The following is a 22,622-nucleotide window of genomic DNA, read 5'->3' as shown; positions in this document are numbered from 1 at the left end:
GCACCTTTATTAACGGACAGTTTACGGTATTCTTGGCGAATGACGGCAACCCATGGCTCTGAGCTGATTAATACGTACCAGACACCCGCGATACGACACCTCGCCTGGTTGTGTCAGGCACCACAACTCGTCCACTCGCCCATCACCTTTGAACCCACGCAATATCTGCCTCCGGACTACCCCGAGCAACTTAAAGCTTGGGACAAGAACATGGAAACGGCGCCCGCATTACTCAGCGAGCCGCCACAGCGCAGACTGGGGTTCTATTTTGAACAACTGTATCAGGTTTTGCTGGAGGACTTGCTTGGCTGGCCTGTACTACTGAAAAACCAGCAAATTCAGTCCCACGGACGCACCATCGGAGAGCTGGATTTTGTGGTGCATAATCGTATGGAAGATCGTGTTGAGCACCACGAAATTGCGATTAAATTTTACCTGGGCCTGCCCGGTCCTACAGGCACCACACGTTGGTACGGCCCTAACGCCCGCGACCGGCTGGACCTGAAAGTATCCAGCTTACTGGAACAGCAAAGCCGCCGGACACTGCTTCCCGAGACCGTTGCGCTGCTTGCGGAGGATAACATTACCGGGCCACTGACACCGCGCATATTCATGCCGGGTTACCTCTTCTACCCCGACAAAATGCAAGCGCTGACGCCTGACTATGTACCCGCCAGCCACCTCCATGGACGCTGGATGTACGTTCAGGATGCCAGGGCCGGGAACACATCCCACTGGGTTGTCCTCAACAAACCGCACTGGATTGGCCACTGGTTCCAGAGCGAGCCGCCGGAACCGGAGCAAGCGCAGGAAGCTCTTGCACGCGTGGAGAACGGAGCAACCCCACAGCTTTTTGCTGCGATGGAAAAACACTGCCAGACAGGGCGATGGTTCGAAGCAGACCGGGTATTTGTGGTGCCAGACTCCTGGCCGTAAAGACGGCATGACGCTCTGGTCAGGCTCAGACACTAATAGCTCAAATAGGCCAGGAACCCGCAGGGCGTTTCTGCCGGTAGGCTTCCATCGAGATCTTGCCTAATTGGGGCCTGAGTTTGCACTTGCGCTTGTTCCAGGGATACTCAGCTTGCCGCTTCAGCCACTCGGCCCCATCTCCCTGCTTCCAGGCGTCTAAATCCAGATCGCGCCAGAAGCGGGGGTTACGGCCGGTTTGCTTATCATGTTCGGCCGTTACCGGATCCAGGTGCCGGAAGGGTTCCAGCCTGGGTACATCGGGCAAGGGCTGGGACACATCCATGTAGCGCTGAAGCATGTCCCACAGCGCCATCACCTCTTCCTTCACCGGTTCCACCCGGCTTAGAGAAGTCTGGCTGAACTGCTTGCCGGTATAACGGTGCACGAACATGAGGCGGTAGAAGATACCCCCCGCTTCGATCACGCGCTCCACATAGGCATCAAACTCTTCAAAAGGAGCCGTCAGCTTCTTGCCTCCTGATACAGCGAAGCTCACTTCGCCTGTTTCCCGATTGAAGTAGCTTTCACCCGCCTCCAGGCCTCGGTCCAGAAGCTTGGCGAGGAGTTTGTCAAAGGGCCTAAGTAAAAGGGCAAAGGCACCCATGATCCAGGGCAGGGTTTTTATTAGGACATAAAAAGAGAGAGGCATCCAAACTATCAGCGAGATGAGAATCGCTATTACCCGAACAATATGTGGGACGTCTCCCGTTATGATAAGCAGATAGTAGATCCAACCAACCCCACCACCCCCAACCAAAACCGTGCCCCAAAGGTACGGAACGAGCAGTATCAAAGCCGAAAGACCAAGAAAGGCTTTACCGTTGAGAAAACGAATCTGCTGATGACTCCACCACCAGTCGTCAGAAGTGAATGCTTCGGGTTCGCTTTGCTCCTGATGCTGGACGTCACCAGTATCCACACAAACCCGATAATAGGGTTCGACCCCAGCGTAATCACCCAAGGGTTGAAGATCTTGGCCCAGTTGTTTTCTGCTTTTTTTGGGCTCCGGAAGAAAAGGGATCTGATCTGCCCAAAACCCTATCTTTTCACTGCCAGCTGCTTGGTTACTCTCAGTCACAACTCAACCTCTTTCACGAGCCAATATGGAGCAGGATCGTTTTTGAATGGATTGAATTGGTGGAACGCCTTATCTGGCAATACCTCATGATGCTTCTCATCAAATGGCTGGTAATCATCAAGTACGGGCATGGGAAATCTTAAGGCTCCAGTTTCACTTTCAATACAGGCCTGCAATACAACCCTCATGCTAATGGCTCGCTGTTCTTTGCGACCAAATATATGGGCTACCAACAACGCTCCGGTGAGCTTGCCGGCTAGAGAATCTGTCCATAAACAAATGCCTTTTTAAATTGGCCAAGAGCCATCAGGGCGCTTCTGGCGATACGCTTCCATGGAGATCTTGCCGAGTTGAGGCGTGAGCTTGCATTTGCGCTTTCCCCAAGGATACTCAGCTTGCCGCTTCAGCCACTCGGCCCCATCTCCCTGCTTCCAGGCGTCTATATCCAGGTCCCGCCAGAAGCGGGGGTTACGACCGGCTTTCTTGTCGTGCTCCGCTGTGATCGGGTCCAGGTGTCGGAAGGGTTCCAGTCTTGGTACATCGGGCAAAGGTTGGGACACATCCATGTAGGTCTGAAGCACATCCCAGAGAGCCATCACCTCAGACTTGCTGGATTCGATGGTGCTGAAAGCCGTGTTGTGGAACGATTTTTGAGTATAACGATGCACAAAAATGAGCCGATAAAACACACCACTTTGCTGGATCACACGATCCACGTAGGCATCGAACTCCACGAACGGGGCCTCGAAATGCCGCCCTCTTCCCAGAGCCAGGCGAACCTGGCCGGTGACTCGGTTAAACTCACTGCAGCCGTCTTCCAGGGTATCGTCCAGTTTTTTGTTGATGATATTTTCGAAGGGTTTCAGAACGAACCCCATGCCGGTACTCATGAGCCAGTTGGTGGTGACTGGAGTTACCGTGATTGCAAACGCAAACCAGGCTAAAACAAAAATAATAATAAAAATTCCCACTATCAAAGGGGGGAGTTCCGCTACTAAATCTATCTCGGCGGAGACCCAGATCATAAGGGCCGGCCCCCCAACCCAAAGGGTAAGCACCCAAGTCATTGGAATAAGCAGTATCAAAAATTTGAGGCCCAATTTTTCATTCAGAAATCGAATCCTCTGGTGATCCCACCACCAATCTTTCGATTTAAATTCCGGGTCAGTCTTTTCATGACCCTGAAGTACTTCAGCGTCTTGAAGTGTAGCCTGATAGGGGATAACGCCCGCAAAGCTGCCAGTTGGCTGAAGTTCCTCGCCGATACGCAAGCGTTTTTTTGGCGATTTCGGTAGAGGGCTAATCTCCATGGCCCGAAATGCCTTATCCGTGATGTCGGGCGTCGGTTTTAGATCACTCATACACTGACCTCAGTAAAGTACCAATATGGAGAATCTGGCTGGCCATAGGGGTTCACGAGTAGCCGTTCCTTGGGTGGAGGCTGGTTGTGCCGCGTCACATCAAATGTTTCATAGTCCTCAAACACAGGTGCAGGAAAAACCAGTGGCCCGAACTCTGTATTCAAAGTCACTTGCAGTCCTACTCTTACACGGGTTTTTACAGACTCCTGATAATAAGAACTTTGATATTCACTGTCTTGAATCTCGCGCCTGACCAAAAAACGCACCGCTGACTGGTGAGGCATCGACTGCCGGGCAGTCACTTTGGTGAGAGGGGTGGTTTTGAGCATTCGAGTACTCGTGGTTGATTCCATAAGCCCCTTGGTGGGAACACTGGTAGTCGAGGAAAGATAGGCAACCTCCTGCACAACCAATTTGAACGGGCTGGCAGGTGAGCCTTCCACACATTCCTGATGTAAGTTAATGCGGCTAACCAACGGCAGCTGTAAGGTGATGACGTAGTCGTCTGGCTTGGGTCGATAATCAGGGTGATTTAGCTCCGGGTCGGGCTCTACGTCTGCATATCGCTGAGCGGTCACCTGAATTGGCGAGAGGAGTGCAAGCAACTGGCTGTAGTAGGCTTTATCATCCCCGCCCGGCAACGAATCGTCGGGGTGAGTCCCCCAGGGGCCACGCTTAAGAAGTTGTTCAAACGTATCATCCGTGGCTGAGCCAGCGTAAAGACCGCCGCCAACGGCCATCGAAAGACCAAAGATGGCCCAGCCCCAACCTGGAATCATCAACAGGGTATGCATCAGGGGGGATGCCAGAACAACCAAACTGCCTGTCATTGCGATGCCATGGCCAGTAGCAGCGTCAAAGTCCTTGTTGGAGAGACTTATACGCATTTCCCAAAAGCTCAACCCCACGCCAGCCGCTCCAGCAATGAAAGTCGCCAAGCCCGCTACCTTCACCACAGTTGCAGCCCTCACGGCTTTTAATCGATTGCCAATCAGTAACCAGTTTTTCATGTCAAACAAAGGGCGGGTAGCTAACTGATGAAGTCTACCGTTAGCAGCGTTGCGCGCGAACGCAGGTTGACCCAACACTTCACTCAGTTTTAAGGATGCGGCAACCAAATCAGCAGTAGCCCCAGCCAGTTTACTCCTAGCGAGAAGCGGTGTGTCCTCTTCTTGTCGGGATGCGCGCATTAAGTTATTTAGTTCCAAGAACACGTTAAACGCAGCCAAAGCTACGAGTCCCCGGGAGATCACCGGCCCGTCAACCACCTTGCCAACACGCTTCGCCAGATCAACTCTAATCAAGCTCAACTTACGTACTTCTGGATGACTATCCGGAGCAACGAACACCATGGTCGTACCTGCGGCCTTTTGGATCGCTCCTTCCACAGCATCTGACATACGTGCGGGGCTGGTAGAGGCTATTACCCGATTGGAATCATCCAGCAGGTCTGCGTACAGATAATCCTTTGCTCGGCTAAGAACGCCCTTTGTGCGGTCAAAGTCGGTCAGGCCACGCTCGATCCCATTGCCATATACGCCGACGATGGAACCGGATGCCCTAGCCCCTGCCCTGTTCATTATGTCAATGCGCCTTAGTTCAGGATCTGCCAACGCAAAATTGGACAAGGCTGCTTGCATGATGCGGGGCAGCTCGGCCTGTAGGATAAGATCCTCTTCAACTAAACGTTTGCCTACTGCGAGGATTGCGGAGCTCCACTCATTAAGTGAGCTGATGATCATACCGCTTACTTTACCTGCATTGGCAACACCCTTAATACCGGACGCAGCGCCATCATTTTGCTCGCTTAACTGCTTTTCCAGATAAATCAGTGACTGAACACTGAGCCGTTTCAACAGCGCATCATCAATCTCAGTGTTGTCTTGAGCCAACTTTTCGAGACTCTTGAGAAAAGGCTCTGCACCACCTTCTGCCATTTCCGGTGCCCAGTTACTCAAAAACGAACTGTCAACAATCCAGCGACGAAGCTCTGGCAGAATCCGGTCACCACCGCTGACCCCTTGAGCCTGAAGTACACCGGGGATCTGCTGAAGCAAATTAAGGCTATCCGCCACCAACAAATAGGCTTCACAAATCGCATAATCACTGCATGTCCGGTAATCTTCAAAAACTGGATCAAGCCCCCCACTCTTGATCATGACTATCAGGTCTTCGGCGTGCTCCTCAATGACGCGGATAGCATGATTCTTTTCAGACGTGTGCAACACTTCATCCAACTTCTCCCGGTCTATGGCTTCTGCATACTTTGCCAATGATGGTTTTTTACCACCTGCTTGCGGGTCAAAAACCGCCTGCCGGATCAGCATTGCAGAATGAACCATTGGTTTTTTCTGGATAGAAACGTCAATCGCATCAAGATAATGCAAAGCCAAGTGCAACTGAGCAAGCGAATGCCGCAGTTTGAAAAGTGGGTCCGGGAGGGCAATACAAGCTAACCCTTTCTGCCCTCTCAAGTGGGCCAGCCGGTCTTTATCGGAATCACAGCTGATATCAAGCTCTACGGGTTGCTCACCTTCTTCCTGGGCCTCACGCAAACGGGTGGCCAGTTTTACACAGAGTTCGGAACCAGATGGAGTTTCGAAGGCTGGCGTAAAATCTCGCGGATTTTCCAGCATTAGCTCAATGCCGAGATCCCTTTCCCGCAGCTCCGGCAGATCCTCAATCCTGGAAGCCGGAAACCCGGTCTTGAAGCTGATGCCCGCTGCGGTAGTTACAGCCCATGCATGGCCAATGCCTGTTGTGCGGGCATTCCTGGCGTTATCGTCGGCCTCCAATTTCTGGATATAGCTCCAGTCCCATTGGATCTCACTGTAAGCCATTCGGAAGTCGTGCATGACTGCTTGCCCTTGCAGGAATACGGGTACGAGTACATCGTCGAACCATTCACCTTCCGCTGGGCGCTCAATCCGTAATTTACTCTCCGGGTTATCAATTTCATTCCGGGCTGCAGTGAGATCAACATCACTCACTTTTGAATCTGGCCCGATCTCCAGCTCACGCCACAGCCTGCCTCGGCGAAACACATACAAGTAGCCTGGCCGGAGCAACGCAACAGCTTTAGCTTGATAAATTGGGGCCCCATAACCTGTAGACACAGGAAGTGCGCTTTCGATTTCTGCAAGGGGTTTAATTCTTAACAGGGTGTTTTCCTGATGGTCTTCCCGTTCAATATTCGAACGGGCATTTTTCAGAAGCGGAATCGTAATCTGACCCCCTTCCCGCTTGTTGATTGTGAGCACCAGGTCATGGGGATGACTGTCGTCGTATTCCGCTTTGCGACGAACTGAACGTTCCCTGGATTCATCGGTAAAAGTTACAGAACCTGTCACGCTTTGCCCCCTTCTGAAGAACCCTTAACAATGCGAATAGCCTCCCCGTTTGTGCTCTCTCCAATCACATCAAGGATCAACTTTCGATCGGTACCAGGCAGTCTTTCGGTTTGAAGTGAATCCGTAGATGCATTTTGTCGCGTACCTACCTTCGCAAGGGAGGTTGCAGGCGGGGAAACCGGCTTATCGGCCTCAAGTTTTTCTGGCATGGTGGTACTTTGTGGGTTTGCGCCACTCCCACTCCCCGGCGCCCCACCAGAGTTAACCTCAATCCCCGGCCCACTCAGCGTTACCCCACTGGGATCCAGCTTGATAAAACTACCACCACCAGCGATGGTGATTTCCGCACCTGCATCCATTACCACTTTGGCACCGGCTTTATGGTGGGCTTCACTGCCCGCTTCGCACAGGGTGGCGCTGCCGGATTTCTGGTGCAGGGTGCCGCCGATGGTCTGGCTGCAGTCGGCTCCGATGCTCTGGCGCTTTTCGCCGTCCACGGTGAGGTGGTCATTGCTCTTTACGTGGCTGAAGCGGTCGTTCTCAACCGTCAGATGGCTGTCGTTTTTGATGACTTCGGTGCGGTTGTTTTCAGTGAGCAAGTCCAGGTCTTTCTGGGCGTGGAGGTAGATCTGTTCTTTATCAGCCTCGTCCTCAAACCGCAGTTCGTTACTGCCCTCGCCTTTGTGAGTCTGGGTTTTCAGGGTGGTGCGGGTTTTGTGTTCCGGCAACGCGTAGGGCGGTGTGTTGGTGGCGTGATAGGTTCTGCCAGTAATGATGGGCTGATCCGGGTCGCCGTCGAGGAAAGAGACAATCACTTCGTTGCCAATTCTGGGCAGGGCCATGAATCCGTATTGGCCGCCAGCCCAGCCCTGGCTTACTCGCAACCAGGCACTGCTGTGTTCATCACTTTTCGAGTATCTGTCCCACGGAAACCGGACCTTTACACGGCCGTGTTCATCGCAGTGAATTTCTTCACCTTCCGGACCGGTTACGATCGCAATTTGTGGGCCATCCATCCGAGGACGGTGGCTAACCTTTGGCCGCCAGGTTTTATCGGCGGGTACGGCAGTGAAGGTGTTATGGTAGCTCGTGGGTTCGGAGCCGCCCTCTTCTTCCAGCGCCTGAGGCTGCTTGCCGGTGTGAGTAACCGCCGTCAGCAGCCAGTCGCGGTTTAAACCGGGGTTGTCGTGCTCAGTGAGTTCCGTTTTGGCGCCGCAGGTGAAGTCCGCACGGTTACTTTCGCCGCTGGCCGTACTGGCGTCGTTTCTGAGGGCGTCCAGCCGGGCTTCAGTAAACGGTCGGCCGCTGGCGTCGGCTTTGAAGCGGCCCGGGTAGTCGAAGTGTTGATAGTCTGGCCGCTGACTAGTACTCGCTGCACTGTGTTCGTGCATCAGGGCGTAGGCGGGATTTTTGAAGGTGTAATCCTTGGTAGCGACAGATGCTACACGAACCCGCTCTTCGTAACGGAAACGGAAGACCGCAGGCTTTCTGGTGCTGCCACCGGCCCTGCCATTGTATTCAGCTGCGTTCAGTCTTGGCGCATTGCCGTGGTGATCGGCAAACATCAGGCCCGGCTGCTCGCTTCCGTCTGTGCTGCCGTGCTGATAACGGTAGTGCCAGCCTTCCTCGGCGGCCAGTCGCTCCACAAACTGCAGGTCACTTTCGCGGTGTTGTACGCAGTACTCCCGTTCTTCCGGCGAGCGTTTAAGATCGAATACCGAGCCCACAATACCCCGCTCTTCCAGCAAGGTTCGCACAATGGTTTCAGTGTTTTGAGTCTGAAACATGCGGCTGTTGTGCATCAGGCCCAGGCGCCACAGAGGCGGCTGGATTACAATTTCATAGCGGGTGCGGCGGTGGCCGGTATCACGACGAACCATCTCATTAACCACGCCGGTAAAGCGCCGAACGGGCTGTCCATCGCGCCAGATTACCAGGTCTACCGCCTGCTCCAGAACCTCGCCGGCACCAAGGTTCGGGTCGGTACTGGCCAGTTCAAGGTGGCCATAAAACAGTTCGGATAGCCGTTCAGTCAGCGTAAAGCCAACCACGGAAAATAGATCAGAGGGGAGTTCGCCAACACGGGCGGTAAACTGCAGTCCGCTTGCCTGGGGCATGTCTTCTGTCCCTGAAGATTAGTGTATTACACAGGCCCATCCTGAGCCGGGGGCTGATTATAACCTTCAGACTTTAGAATGTAACCCTGATACGCCCGGCGGAATAAAACTTGAGGAGTTGACCACAGCCTCATTCTGCGCCACGCTAATCTGGTTTCATAATGCAACCCAAGGAGCCAGCGTGCTCCGTTTACCTCAAGACAGGTAAGGAGAAATACCATGAGCGAATATAAAAACCGTGCCATTGTACTTAAGCAGCGCCCTGATGGAGAAATCCAGGAAGGCGATCTGGTTATGGAAGAGCGCCCCGTACGTGAACCCCAGGAAGGCGAGGTTGTTGCACAGGTGCTGTGGCTGTCGCTGGACCCGTACATGCGCCCACGTATGAACGATGCCAAAGGCTATATGGACCCCATCAAGATTGGTGACCCCATCGTTGGTGAGAGTGTCGCGCGCATTGTGGAGTCCCGTTCCGACAAGCTGAAGGTTGGCGATCTGGTTACCTGCTATTCCGGCTGGCAGGAGTATGTAACCTTCCCGGCAGACGCCCCGATGGTCTACAAGATCGAGCAGAAAGAAGGCGTACCACTACAAACCTACCTTGGCGTTGCAGGCATGCCCGGGCGTACCGGCTACTGCGGTTTAACCTACGTGGGCAAGCCACAAAAAGGTGAAACAGTAGTGGTGTCAGCGGCCTCGGGGCCTGTAGGCACTGTCGTCGGACAAACCGCTAAAACAGAAGGATGCCACGTAGTCGGCGTTGCCGGAGGCCCCGAAAAGTGCAGTTATGTGGTTGACGAGCTGGGCTTCGATGCCTGCGTTGATTACAAGGCCGGCAACCTGGAAGCCCACCTGAAAGCAGCCTGCCCGAATGGCATCGACATCTACTATGAAAACGTCGGTGGCGATGTAACCCGGGCGGTTGCTCCCTTGTTAAACCCGGGCGCACGCGTGCCTATTTGCGGTTATGTATCGGCCTACAACGCCAAGAGCACAGACAAGGTGGAAACACCGTTCGATATTCTCAAACGTCTGGATCCGGTGCCGGAACACCGCTTCTTCCTGGTCACCGAATGGCAGGACAGGCACCAGGAAATCACCAACATCCTCACCGACCGCATCGCCTCAGGTGAGATTAAATACCGCGAAACCGTGGCCGAAGGCCTCGAAAACGCCGTTGAGGCCTTCAAAGGAATGCTGAAGGGCAAGAACTTCGGTAAGCAACTGGTGCACATCGCCGACTGATGCACACCAGTGCCCACGCCCGGGAAGGTTACTCTGCTACTTTCAACAGCACCTTCCCGGTGTTTTTGTTAGCCGCCACATGTGCCATAGCCTCTTCGGCTTCCTGGATAGGCCAGGAGCTGTCGATCAGGGGCTCAATCTGCCCGGCCACCAGCAGCGGCCAGACATGACGATACAGCGCCTCCATAACTCGTCCCTTATCCGCAACTGAACGTGAGCGCAGGGTCGAACCAATCAGCCTTTGGCGCTTAACCAGCATCAGGCCCAGATCCACGTCGGCTGAGCGCCCACCCAACAGGCCTATCAGAATGATTCTGCCTTCGGCACTCAGCACCTTCTGATCATCCTTGATATAGCTGCCGCCCACAGGATCCAGCACCATATCCACACCGCCCCAGCTCTTCACGGCGTCCACAAACGAGCCGTCTCTGCGGTTCCAGGTGCCGGTTGCTCCCAGCTTTCGGCAAACTTCCAGTTTGTCTTCATCACCGGCGGTGGCAAACACCGGGTTACCAAAGGCGGTAGCCAGCTGGATAACCGTGGTCCCCAGACCACTGCCCGCTGCATGCAGAAGCACCCGCTCACCGGGCTGCAGATCAGCCTCCTGGTACAGGTTCAGCCAGGCCGTGGCAAACACCTCCGGAACGGCCGCGGCTTTTTTCAGCGAAAAGCCTTTGGGAATCGGCAACACCTGAGCGGCCGGGGCCACCACTCGCGTGGCATACCCACCACCGGTCAGCAGAGCGCACACCTCATCGCCCACCTCAAAACCCGTGACGGCCTCGCCAACAGCCGCAATGCGGCCACTTACCTCCAGCCCCAGAATATCCGAGGCCCCGGGAGGCGGTGGGTAAGCCCCTGCCCGTTGCATCAGGTCGGCGCGGTTAACGGCAGTCCAGACAACTTCGATTTCCACGTGATCAACAGGCAACTCGGTATAGCTTTCACAGTCTTCCCATGTAAGGGAGCCATCGGTTATCTTGATTGCTTTCATCATGATTTAAATCCCGGCACTCTGAATATTCTCTAAGGATACCCCAACTGCCCTCAGGGTTGTAATGAGCAGGTTTTCACGGGAGCGCAATGATTTTATGAACAATAACGGTTTTCGTATAGAACATCGCTACCAGGAACTCCCCGGGAACTTCTACACCCGTGTTCAGCCTACACCACTGAAAAACGCCCGCATGGTGTGTTTCAACCATACGCTGGCACAGGACATGGGCTTTCATGTTACCGATGAATCCGACTGGGCCAAAATCGGAGGTGGCACCGCACTTCTGGAGGGCATGGACCCGATCGCCATGAAATACACCGGCCACCAGTTTGGTATGTACAACCCGGAACTGGGCGACGGCCGCGGCCTGCTTTTATGGGAAACCATTGCCCCCGATGGCCGCCGCTGGGACTGGCACCTGAAAGGCGCCGGCATGACCCCCTACTCCCGCTTTGGTGACGGCAAAGCCGTGCTGCGCTCTACCATCCGCGAGTACCTGTGCAGCGAAGCCATGCACGGACTGGGCATTCCAACCTCCCGCGCGCTGTTCATGGTCAGCGCCCGGGACCCGGTTCGCCGCGAGTCCATTGAAACCGCTGCCGCCCTGATGCGTGTTGCCCAGAGCCATATCCGCTTTGGCCACTTTGAGTTTGCAGCCAACCACGAAGGTCCGGAAGCCACCAAAGCCCTGCTCGATCATGTTATAGAGCTGCATTTTTCACACCTGCAACCACTACCGGAAAGCGAACGCTATGCCCGATGGTTTACCGAAGTGGTCGAACGCACCGCACACCTGATTGCCGCATGGCAGGCTGTGGGCTTTTGCCATGGCGTTATGAACAGCGACAACATGTCCATCATCGGCGACACCTTCGATTACGGACCCTTTGCTTTTCTGGATGATTTTGATGCCGGGTACATCTGCAACCATACCGATCAGGGCGGGCGCTATGCCTTTAACCGCCAGCCCCGGGTTGGCTTTGAGAACTGCCAGTACCTTGCCAGTGCATTGCGACCGGTTATGGATGAAGAAAACCTTCGCAACGGCCTGCAAGCGTACGAAACCGCTTACAACGAACGTTTTTTATACAACATGCGAAATAAGCTCGGCCTGAGCCGGGAAGCCGAAGACGACCTCCAGCTGGTGATGGACACGCTCAACCTGTTGAACAAAAACCACACAGATTACAGTGCATTTTTCCGGGCACTATCCAACCTCTCCAGCGACGGCCCTGACCCTGTACGCGATCTGTTTGTGGATCGAGAGGCGGCGGGCAAGTGGCTGACACAGTACGAAGAACGCCTGCAAACTGAGACCCGAAGCCGGGATGAACAGGAGGCGCAGATGCGCCGGGTCAACCCCAAATACATTTTGCGGAACTATCTGGCACAGCAGGTAATACTGGAAGCTCAGAATGGCGATTACGAGCCGATGAAGGAATTACTGAAGGTACTGAAGCGGCCGTTTGACGAGCAACCGCAGTATGAGCAATACGCGGCTTTGCCGCCGGAATGGGGGAAACACATGAATATAAGCTGCTCAAGCTGAGGCGCTGGCAACCCGCCATCAAAAACCGGGGCCAGAGTCTGAACCCTGGCCCCGACGCAGTCACTTACACACTCTTAAACGGCCTTGGCGGCGATGATTTTCTCCTGCCACTCTACCGGGCCTGTCTGGTGCACAGACGTACCGCGTGAGTCCACAGCCACAGTAACCGGCATATCTTCTACTTCAAACTCGTAAATGGCTTCCATCCCCAGTTCGGGAAAGCCAACCACTTTCGCGTTCTTGATAGCCTTGGAGACCAGGTAGGCAGAGCCGCCCACCGCCATCAGATACACCGCACCAAACTCGCGGATCGCATCGATGGCAACCTGGCCACGCTCGGCTTTACCGATCATGCCGGTCAGGCCGGTTTTCTCCAGCATAAAGTGGGTAAACTTATCCATACGCGTGGCCGTAGTGGGGCCTGCAGGGCCAACCACCTCTTCACCAACCGGGTCCACCGGACCTACGTAATAAATGAAACGGCCTTTCAGATCCACCGGCAGTTCTTCGCCGTTGTTGATCATGTCTACCATCTTCTTGTGAGCAGCATCACGGCCGGTGAGCATTTTGCCTGAGAGCAGCACTGTCTCGCCCGGCTGCCAGTCTTTCACATCGTCTGGGGTAACCGTGTCCAGGTTGACGCGACGCACGTCGTCACCCACTTCCCAGGTGATCTCCGGCCAGTCATCCAGGCTTGGGGGTGTTTGCAGGGAAGGCCCGGAGCCGTCCAGCGTAAAGTGGGCGTGGCGGGTGGCCGCGCAGTTGGGGATAATCGCCACCGGCTTGTTGGCCGCGTGGGTGGGATAATCCTTCACTTTTACATCCAGCACGGTGGTCAGGCCGCCCAGCCCCTGGGCACCAATACCCAGGTCATTCACTTTCTCAAACAGCTCAAGACGCAGCTTTTCCGAACGATCCGACGCACCACGCGCTTTCAGATCGTGAATATCAATGGGGTCCAGCAGCGACTCTTTCGCCAGCTCCATTGCCTTTTCTGCCGTGCCGCCAATACCAATGCCCAGCATGCCGGGCGGGCACCAGCCAGCACCCATCTGGGGAACCATCTCCAGCACCCACTCGGCTACAGAATCCGACGGGTTCAGCATGGCAAACTTGGACTTGGCCTCAGAACCGCCGCCCTTGGCGGCTACGTGTACTTCAACCGTATCGCCCGGAACAATCTTGTAATGAATGATCGCCGGGGTGTTGTCTTTGGTGTTCTCACGCTTGCCGTCCGGGTCTGCCAGAACGGAGGCCCGCAACACGTTATCCGGGTGCGTATACGCCTGGCGCACACCTTCGTTAATCACATCTTCCAGGGGCATATCGCAATCCCACTGAACGTTCATACCCACATAAACAAACACCGTAACAATGCCTGTATCCTGACAGATTGGCCGGTGGCCCTGGGCGCACATGCGCGAGTTGATCAGGATTTGTGCCATGGCATCCTTGGCCGCCTGGGATTCTTCCTTCTGGTAGGCTTCGTACACACCCTGAATAAAATCTTTCGGGTGGTAATACGAAATGAACTGCAGCGCGTCTGCAACGCTTTCAATCAGGTCATCCTGGCGGATTACGGTGGTCATAGGTGCCTCATCAGGTTGGACTGGTTAGGTTTGTCTGGTAAAAACCGGTGGCACAGTTTACCAGAAATTACCGGGTAAGGGATTCTACACAAGGCGAAGCTTTTCTTAACAAACGCGTTAAAAGCGGTATGATCAGCACCATAACGACAAAACAAAATCAGGAGACACTGTGACCGACCTAATTCAGACCACCCTCAAAGACCAGGTACTGGTTGTACGCATAAACCGCCCAGACCGTAAAAACGCCCTTACCCACTCCATGTACACCGCACTGGGCGATGCCATGGAACAGGCAGAGGCAGACGCCAACGTTCGCTGCGTACTGTTTACCGGCAATGAAGAATGCTTTACCGCCGGCAATGACCTGGGTGATTTTGCCAGCGGCGGCCTGAGCGGCGCCTTCACAGAAACCCCGGTGGGCCGTTTCCTGTTCCTGCTGGCCAACGCCACCAAACCGGTTGTGGCCGCCGTTAATGGACCGGCCGTGGGTATTGGCACCACCATGCTGCTGCACTGCGACATGGTGTTCGCCGGCAGCAATACCGGTTTTCAGATGCCGTTTGCCAGCCTGGGACTGTGCCCCGAAGGCGGCTCCAGCCTGCTCCTGCCCTCCTGGCTGGGCCGGGTACGGGCCGCTGAATTACTGATGCTGGGCGACACCTTCAGCGCAGAAGATGCGTACCGTCTGGGGCTGATCAACCGCGTATGCGACCCCGCCGGCACCGAAGCGACTGCCCTGGAAACCTGTCAGCGCCTCGCCAGCCAGCCGCCAGCCGCTATAAGAGCTACGAAAAAGCTCCTGAGCGGCCCGACTTACAAGGAACTGAGCGACACCATGCTGGCGGAAGGCGAACTGTTTGCAGAACGCCTGCAATCCCCCGAAGCCGCTGAAGCCTTCAGTGCCTTTATGCAGAAAAGAAAGCCGGATTTCTCCCGCTTCAAATAAGCCTGAAACCCGCCAGACCAGCGCTGGCGGGCTGCCATCGCTCCAACGCCCCAACCTCCTGGCAGAGCTGACTGAGCCAGCGCGTACAAAGCACCCTAAACACAAGAATCACACTTTTGGCTGATCAACACTGGCCCCTGGGGCGCTATAGTCATAAATACAGAAATTGATTTGAAGCGCTGGCTACAATTTCAGACAACCGTTTATGCAGAACAGGCCGCTGACCCTGGGTTTACCGCATCAGACCGGCCCCGTTAGTTGCCGAACATAACGATACAACAACAGGAAAAGGTTCCACCCATGTTCAAGAAAACACTAATAAGTCTTGCCGTGGCGTCTTCCCTTGGGCTAACAGGCTGCCTCAGCGGCGGTGATGAGGGGGCGAATGCTAATCCGGATTATAAGATTTCCAACCCGGATTTTGACGGGAAAACCTGGCCGGTTTTTAACCCGGTAACTGGCGATTTGCCTATTCCCAACGATTTGATTTTTGATTCTGAAACAGGTGACGGAACCTTTGATGTTGATGATACTTCACCACCTGTCACTACGGCACTGAATGAACTGAGTGGTGCCTCCACTGTCGCACCGGCTGTTATTCAGTTTAACGGACAAATTGCCGAGGACAGCGTCAGGTACGGTGAAACGGTTTTCCTAATCGAACTTGAGTATGCCAGCGGTGACCCAGTACAAGGCCTAAGCAGTCAGGAACCACCAACTGTAGCCGGCCTTGCCACAGCCCGTGCGGATGTCGAAACTCTCGATGGTATGTCCGCAATTCGCATACTGCCTCTTGAACCACTGAACCCGCAGAAGCGCTATATTGCAGTAGTCACTAAAGGCGTTAGCGATATAAATGGCGATGCGATTATCGCGTCTCCTACTTATGGCAGCCTTACGGATGAAGACCAGCCGCTCGGAACGGCAACCCTTGCTCCAGTCAGGGCGCTAATTAACGGCCTTTGGGAAAAAACTGCAGTATCATCGCTCCCGATCACTGCTGATGATATTGCGATCAGTTACAGCTTCACCACATCTAATGATGAAAAGGTTCTGCAGTACATCGCCGAACCGGGTGCCTGGTTTGAGGATCAGTTGACCACATTCGTAAAAGTATCAGCTGCAAAAGCTGCGGTGGCGGGTGGCGCAAAAGATTACGCGTCAGTAAAAGCTGTTGTCGACCCAGCTCTGACTAACTTCCCCAGTGCAGCCATTAAAACGGCGCTGAGCCCTACCTTTGATGTTGCACCACCACAAGGCTGTGGCGGCACCACTGGTTTGGCCGCCATTCAATGTGTTTCCGTGGGCCTTACTGCAAAAATCGCTGCAGCATTGCCAACCCCCACTCCTGATAACCGCAGTGCAGCAGACTTTACCCTTGGCGACCCAACCCCTGTTGGCCTGGTTTCAGCCGTTGCCGGTTCTGTATATGATTCCTTCAACACCAAGCTAGGCGGCAGTGCACCAAAGGTTCTTGCTGTTCAAGGAACAGTTTCACTTCCGTACTATTTGGGAACTCCGGAAAGTAAGGACGGCGCTGCGGCAATACTCGCCAACTCCTGGACAGCAGATAACGGCATTGCCGCCGGGTTGAATGCCCAATTTGAGGCTATTAATCTCGAAATCCCCCACGGAGCTGAAAATGACAGCGGTGGATTTAAGTCCAACACCGTAAACTACGTATTCCCCTTCCCAAAAAAGCAGGCGGATGTTGACGTTCCAGCATTAATTATCTATCCCGAGGCCGAAGAAGGGTCCGATACTAAGGGTGTAGTGATGTTCCAGCATGGCATCACTACGGACCGGAGTACAGCGCTGACCTTCGGTACTGCCTTGGCGGCACTCGGTTATACCGTTGTTTCCATCGACCAGCCGGTTCACGGGGTTGCGGCGTTTACCGCAGAAGAGCAAGAGGCACTGGTACAGAAGCTGTTATTAGGCGCCAACCCTGACTTTACAGAACCGCAACTCGCAGCATTAACAGAGTTGATTCTTGCCGAAAATACCGATGTGCTTGCAGCACAACTCGGCGATGGCAATGCAACACCCGAATCTACCGGCCAAGCGATGTCCCTGATTAACACCGCAAAAAATGCAGGTAGTACTGTTCCTGGTTTGGCCCCTATGGAAGTTGAGCGCCACTTCGGCATATACTCGCCGACTCCTGGTGATCTGAAGCCTATTGACTACACGACCGGTGAGGGCGACTCAGGCAGCATGTTCATTAACCTGCTGAACTTCACCAATACCCGCGACAACATTCGCCAGAGTGCGGTTGATCAGATGAACCTGCGGGTGAGCTTGAACGATCTTGACCTTACGCCTAAAGGAGGGGCCGACCTAAGCGGTGCAAATGTGTTCTTTGCTGGGCATTCTCTGGGCACCATCACCGGTGCGCCATTTATCGCCAGTGTGAACGCAAACCAGTTGGGAGCTATCGCGACATCAAAGGGCCCGGTTTCATCAACGTATAACGACATCGAGGCTGCCAGCATGCTGACTCCAGGCGGCGGCATTGTTCGCATGCTGGAAAACTCCCCATCCTTTGCGCCGCGCATCCTGCTGGGCCTGCAGCAATCGGCTGGCTTGGATCAAGGTGATGCAGATCTCGAAAGCTTCCTGAACGTATTCCAGGCAACTATTGATTCTGCAGATCCAATCAACTTTGCAGATAACCTGAAAGCTTCCAAACCAGCCGCCTACCTGCAATCTGTGGTCCAAGGAGACGCGGTCATTCCAAATGCTGCCGACGAAGCGCTTTGGGGCATTGCTCCCTTAGATGCAACAATTCCCGCCGCGAATACAGGCCTACCGGCTGCCGTCACTGTGGATAGCTTCGATGCGCCACTGGCAGGCTCTTTCCCGCTGAGCCTGATGTACGAAGATGGTCGAGATAGTGCCCTGTTTACCCTGTACGAACAGGCTATTTATGGAGGCACCACTGATAGTGAAGGTAATCCGATACCACTGGATCATGGTACACCAGTATCAGGATCGCCAGCTGACGCATTCGGGCAAATGGTTCTTGAAACTGACGGAGTTTTCGTACCTCCCGCACCTTAGGTTTTCAAATAAACGATAGACAATCGATGTAAGCTAATAACTCCCCTCTGGCAAAAGCCGAGGGGAGTTTTTTTATTGTGTCGCAATACACTTTTAATCAGACTATGAACTTTTCGCCCTCTAGTTAAAGGGCCGCAAGGAAAACCGTTCGGGTAAATAGAAATATTTACATTAGGCATTTAGAGTTCTTTATCCACGTCCGTACCATTGCTGACTATTAGGTACCATAACGTCTTGGGATTCAGTTCGTGTTCGATAAAATATACCAATGCAACCAAGACTTACCAGCATTAACGCCCTAACTTTATCCCTTCCACCTCTCTACTTACCCCCGGCTCATGAGTATGCTCCCAGCGAAAAGCATCATCAATTTGCTTGCAATGCGTACCGCATTGCCATCCCACACACAAAAAAGCCCCGGCAACTATAAAGGTAGCCGGGGCTTTTATTTCACTACTAGCGGTTACATCTCCGCTTTTACAACCTGCTCACCATTAGAGTGCAGCTGTATGTCCTCTTCGGTAAACCACAACTGTCGATAGTCCTTGTCACTATAATCTTTACTTTGTTCCAGAAAATAATCCGACTGGGAGTCAGCCGACTGACCATAGCTAACAAGACCATAAGCTTCCGGCCCGTTATCGGTAAACTCCAAACCAAAGTGCCAGCTGGTGCCACGGGCAATCAACCACCCCTCAGTTCCAGGCACTGTGCCGTCTGAAAGGCCACCGGTTTTAGGCACCACATCGGGAGCAATACGTGGGAAGCGGGTGTCTACCGCATATTTGTCAGTTACCACACCAATCGCGTTGAAGGCGCCATCTACATTGCCATCACCGCCGTGCCAGGGAATTGGAGGTGTCTGGAACAAGGGTGTGCCATTGGGTGGGACGTCACCTGAGGGGCGAATATACTGCACGTCGCCAAGGGCTTCGCTCAACCCAATCGACTGCGCATTCAACGCCTTTACGCCCCTCGCCAAGGCAACCAACATGGCATCCGTTTCTGTGCCTTTACCTTCTGACGAGGGCCCTGAGGGCGTGTTCACTATATCGTCACGAGTGAATGGCACGGTCAGATCCGTATCGAAACTGTCGGCATAGTTTGCAATAAATACGCGGAAAACGTGCGCACCCACACTATTCCGATTATATACGCCATCCCAATTTGTCAGTACGCCACAGGCCTCGCTCAGATCTTCACCTTCAACCGGATCAGACCCAACCATATCGCAACGCTCAACAAGCTCTGGCAAAAGCTGTTCCGCATACCAAGCCCGATTATTCCAGATTACGCCAATAAGATCCTTTGCGTTGAACTTTTCACTTTGCGCCCCAGCCGGCGGTGTGACGCCAGGCATTCCCGAGTCGGTAGGATTTTGCAGCATTTTTATGCCCAAACGGGTACGGGGGTTGACCTGTCGATCTTCGTCACCGTAAATCGGCGAATACCCTGTCAGAAACTCTGCCGGGTTAGTAGCCCAGTAGCTGCTGTTGGAGTTTTGTACCCAGTCGGTACGCACCAATTTGGGCTTCTGGTCGTAGGTGGTCAAACCACCACACTTGCCCTCTACCCAGTCATCATAGCTATGGGAGCCATCCAGTAGAGTAATGCCATTATCGAAAAGCTGTGCGTACTCAGGGCTAACGGATCGCTTGAAGTTAATCAAAGCAATGGTCTTCTCGGAGAGATTGGGCGCCGAGCTGCTATCAATGTAAAAGGCATTACCTTCGGCATCAGCATAGGTGGAATTGACCCAGAGTGTGGTACCGCAATTACGGAACACATCCTGGAATTCCTCTAGGTTACTGGCGCGACTCATTCCCAGCCAGGTATCCAGCAGGTTGCCGGTATTGGCATTGGCATCACGATAGGTATAAGCAGTCCCGCTCTCGCCCCATTTAGGCAACCCACCTCGAGTAACCGCGTTTGCTGACAACATGGGCCCATACTCAGAGAAGTAGAATGTACGCTCAACGAGCATTGGGCTGGGCCCTCCCGTGGCAACCTCAATCTGGTAGGTCTCCTGGGTGATCGGCTTTTCCTCACCATCCTTGATATAGGTTAGATCATCCCCGCTCTTGAGCTGAAGCTCATAAACCGTGAAACGGCGACTGGTGGACACAGTGTGTGACCAGGCAAGATTTTCATTAAAGCTGATCAGTGGTAGTGCGGTGCCCAACAACCCGGCACCATTCACGTTCAGGTACCCGGGAACGGTAATCTGGGCCTGATACAAGCGGCGATGTCCGGTATACGGAAAGTGTGGGTTAGCGAGTAAAGCACCGCGCCCTTGTTCCGTCATTTCCTTACCAAGCCCCCAGGCGTTGCTGCCAAGGCCTGTCTCTTGAAGGTTTGTATTGGCAGCTGCCAACGCCCTGGCATTACTGGAAACCTTCTCAAGTTCCAGCGCATTGGTGTCGGCTATCACCGGATCCGGCTCCGCTGCAACGGGATCTTCGCCAGGGATAGCAAGGAATACAGCCCCGGTGGCGAGCTCGCCACCACTGGCATACTGACCAACAATGCGATAGTGAGCCAGAAGATCCGTTGGGGCTATTTCCTTAACCCAAGGTTGATTACTGCATCTTTGCGGGTAGTCTCCCGCGTCGGTCTCTGTAACGTAACGGTTGTATCCGGCAGTAAACCCGTCGATGAGTGCTTTACTCTCATCAGTTAAAGCACCGTATTCACGCTCGGCACCGCTTAGGATTTTTTGGGCCTTATAGCTGAAGTCATTAATAATATTAATGCTATCAGGCCCTGGCCCAAAATACTTAGCCCGCTCACTCCGAGCCTTAACAACCGCCTCAGCCAACAAACACACATTATCCTGCGCTTGGGCGTAACCATGCCCGAAAGCCGCCGATTTCAGGTTGTCGGCTTTAATATGGGGCACTCCCCCCTCTGTTCTCCGTATATTGGCTTCCAGTTTGCCATCGGCTGGAAACAGGTTGGTATTAAGCTCAGGCTCTGATGAGCCGGATGATGAGCTACTGCCATCAAAACAGCCCGTGAGGACAGTGCCAGATAAAAGCACCAAAGCCAGGCCACGCGAGGTTCGCACGGCCTGTTTCTTCCAGGTTTGCATAGTGTCATCCTTATAATTGTTCACTACGGGTACGCCATCATGGGCGACACTCTTAAACCTAGCAGAACACACGCGATACTGAACTTGCATTCAGGCCATTTAGCAAAAAATCATACTTTCAGATGACAGGCTCTGTTACCGTCCAATTCACCAGGCTAAGGAAGATATCTACGCAAACCTGATAGGCACCCCCAACTGCCTCTGCTCCACACCATCCCCACGGTCTTTCTCCACCACCATTCCCCTGGCCTGCAGCTGCGGGTGTTCGGCCGCTTCTTCAATCGTCAGCACCGGTTCCACACAAGCATCCACCTCGGCAAAAATCTCCTGCCACTGTGCAAAAGTTTTGGCAGCGATTTTTTCTTTAATCGCGGTCTTGAGTACTCGCTGATCTTCCGGCTTCTGGCTCAGGGTCAGGCTTTTCATATCGCTCAGGTCGAGCGTGTCGCACAAGCGTGCGGAGAACTGCGGCTCCAGACTGCCTACCGACAGCCAGCGGCCGTCGCTGGTCTGGTAGTAGTCGTAGAAGGTTCCGCCGTTGAGCATGCCGCTTTCCGGGTTCTGGGGCTGGCCGCCTGCCAGGGCTGCCGCGCCGGCCATGCCATTAAGCGCGAAGGCGGCGTCGGTCATGCTGACATCCACGAACTGCCCTTCCCCGGTCTGTTGGCGGTGCACCACAGCCGCCAGTATGCCCATGACGGCATGGTGTGAGCCGCCTGCCACGTCGGCAATCTGGATGCCCATGGGCGGCGGTCCGCTATCGGCTCGGCCGCTGTGACTGGCCACGCCAGCAATGGCAAGGTAGTTGATGTCGTGCCCGGCCCGGTCTTTGTAGGGGCCTGTCTGGCCGTAGCCGGTGATGGCGCAGTAAATCAGCCTGGGGTTAATGGATTTGAGGGTTTCATAGCCTATACCCAGGCGTTCCATAACGCCGGGGCGAAACTGCTCGATGACTATGTCGTACTCCTTTACCAGTTCTTTAACCTTCTCTACGCTGCCTTCCTGTTTCAGGTTAAGGGGCAGGGTCTGTTTTCCCCGGCCGAGATATGACGAGGCGGTACTGAACTTACCATCAAAGGGTGGCATGACTTTCACCAGGTCTGGCCTGTCTGGCGCTTCTATCCGCAGTATTTCAGCGCCCATATCCGCCAGCAGCATGGTGGCGTATGGCCCGGGTAACAGGGTGCTGAAATCCAGTACTTTCATTGAGGCCAAAGGACCCGCCATAGTGTTCTCCTTATTGGTATCATGGTGTTCGGTTTTT

Annotated in this window: 14 protein-coding genes; 5 read left to right on the top strand and 9 right to left on the bottom strand. The window is 54.1% G+C overall.

Annotated elements, in window-relative coordinates; all coding sequences use genetic code 11:
• Nucleotides 1-39: 39 nt before the first annotated feature.
• Entirely contained in the window at nt 40-936 is an 897-nt protein-coding gene (locus tag FFI95_RS12690; protein WP_144823085.1) for a DUF1853 family protein, read from the top strand.
• 40 nt (nt 937-976) lie between these two features.
• Here FFI95_RS12690 and FFI95_RS12685 read toward each other — a convergent pair whose 3' ends face one another.
• Genes FFI95_RS12685 through FFI95_RS12665 form a run of 5 tightly spaced genes read right to left on the bottom strand, consistent with a single transcriptional unit; the run spans nt 977 to nt 8,878 of the window.
• Nucleotides 977-2,050, bottom strand: a complete 1,074-nt coding sequence (locus FFI95_RS12685) for a hypothetical protein (protein ID WP_144823083.1) — start codon at nt 2,048-2,050, stop codon at nt 977-979.
• The gene (locus FFI95_RS12680; protein ID WP_144823081.1) at nt 2,047-2,283 is read right to left on the bottom strand and encodes a hypothetical protein; all 237 of its coding nucleotides are present in this window, start codon (nt 2,281-2,283) and stop codon (nt 2,047-2,049) included. Before FFI95_RS12680 ends, FFI95_RS12685 begins: the two co-directional genes overlap by 4 nt.
• Nucleotides 2,284-2,337: 54 nt before the next feature.
• Nucleotides 2,338-3,411 carry a hypothetical protein gene (locus FFI95_RS12675; RefSeq protein ID WP_144823079.1) on the bottom strand — a complete coding sequence of 358 codons (1,074 nt, stop codon included), beginning with the start codon at nt 3,409-3,411 and terminating at the stop codon, nt 2,338-2,340.
• Nucleotides 3,408-6,761 (bottom strand): toxin VasX, encoded by a 3,354-nt coding sequence (locus tag FFI95_RS12670; protein ID WP_144823077.1) that lies wholly within the window; start codon nt 6,759-6,761, stop codon nt 3,408-3,410. The genes FFI95_RS12675 and FFI95_RS12670 overlap by 4 nt, the downstream gene beginning before the upstream one ends.
• Nucleotides 6,758-8,878, bottom strand: coding sequence for a type VI secretion system Vgr family protein (locus FFI95_RS12665; RefSeq protein ID WP_144823075.1), 2,121 nt, complete (start codon nt 8,876-8,878; stop codon nt 6,758-6,760). The genes FFI95_RS12670 and FFI95_RS12665 overlap by 4 nt, the downstream gene beginning before the upstream one ends.
• 219 nt (nt 8,879-9,097) lie before the next feature.
• On the opposite strand from FFI95_RS12665, the gene FFI95_RS12660 reads away from it, so the two are divergent.
• Nucleotides 9,098-10,123, top strand: coding sequence for an NADP-dependent oxidoreductase (locus FFI95_RS12660; RefSeq protein ID WP_144823073.1), 1,026 nt, complete (start codon nt 9,098-9,100; stop codon nt 10,121-10,123).
• Between the two features lie 28 nt (nt 10,124-10,151).
• On the opposite strand, the gene FFI95_RS12655 is transcribed toward FFI95_RS12660, so the two are convergent.
• Complete coding sequence (locus FFI95_RS12655; protein WP_144823071.1) at nt 10,152-11,120, bottom strand: NAD(P)H-quinone oxidoreductase; 969 nt, start codon at nt 11,118-11,120, stop codon at nt 10,152-10,154.
• A 94-nt stretch (nt 11,121-11,214) separates the two neighbouring features.
• Here FFI95_RS12655 and FFI95_RS12650 point away from each other — a divergent pair, with 94 nt between their 5' ends.
• Nucleotides 11,215-12,669, top strand: coding sequence for a protein adenylyltransferase SelO (locus FFI95_RS12650; protein WP_144823266.1), 1,455 nt, complete (start codon nt 11,215-11,217; stop codon nt 12,667-12,669).
• Nucleotides 12,670-12,743: 74 nt separating this feature from the next.
• On the opposite strand, the gene FFI95_RS12645 is transcribed toward FFI95_RS12650, so the two are convergent.
• Nucleotides 12,744-14,258: a fumarate hydratase gene (locus tag FFI95_RS12645; RefSeq protein ID WP_144823069.1), complete on the bottom strand. Its 1,515-nt coding sequence runs from the start codon at nt 14,256-14,258 to the stop codon at nt 12,744-12,746.
• A 169-nt stretch (nt 14,259-14,427) separates the two neighbouring features.
• Between FFI95_RS12645 and FFI95_RS12640 the strand changes: the two genes are divergently transcribed.
• Complete coding sequence (locus tag FFI95_RS12640; RefSeq protein ID WP_144823067.1) at nt 14,428-15,204, top strand: enoyl-CoA hydratase; 777 nt, start codon at nt 14,428-14,430, stop codon at nt 15,202-15,204.
• A gap of 300 nt (nt 15,205-15,504) precedes the next feature.
• On the top strand, nt 15,505-18,267 hold the full coding sequence (locus FFI95_RS12635) for a hypothetical protein (protein ID WP_144823065.1): 2,763 nt from the start codon (nt 15,505-15,507) through the stop codon (nt 18,265-18,267).
• A gap of 463 nt (nt 18,268-18,730) precedes the next feature.
• Here the strand turns inward: FFI95_RS12635 and FFI95_RS12630 are convergent, their stop codons facing one another.
• Together FFI95_RS12630 and FFI95_RS12625 are read right to left on the bottom strand one after the other, a co-directional pair.
• Nucleotides 18,731-21,358, bottom strand: coding sequence for a penicillin acylase family protein (locus FFI95_RS12630; RefSeq protein ID WP_144823063.1), 2,628 nt, complete (start codon nt 21,356-21,358; stop codon nt 18,731-18,733).
• A gap of 168 nt (nt 21,359-21,526) precedes the next feature.
• Nucleotides 21,527-22,585, bottom strand: a complete 1,059-nt coding sequence (locus tag FFI95_RS12625; RefSeq protein WP_144823062.1) for a CaiB/BaiF CoA transferase family protein — start codon at nt 22,583-22,585, stop codon at nt 21,527-21,529.
• Nucleotides 22,586-22,622: the final 37 nt, after the last annotated feature.

Origin of the sequence: Marinobacter piscis (assembly GCF_007671655.1) — a bacterium.
In the GTDB taxonomy this organism is placed as follows: domain Bacteria; phylum Pseudomonadota; class Gammaproteobacteria; order Pseudomonadales; family Oleiphilaceae; genus Marinobacter; species Marinobacter piscensis.
Note: the sequence above shows the minus strand (reverse complement) of the source record. Positions and strands in the feature narration are given on the sequence as shown.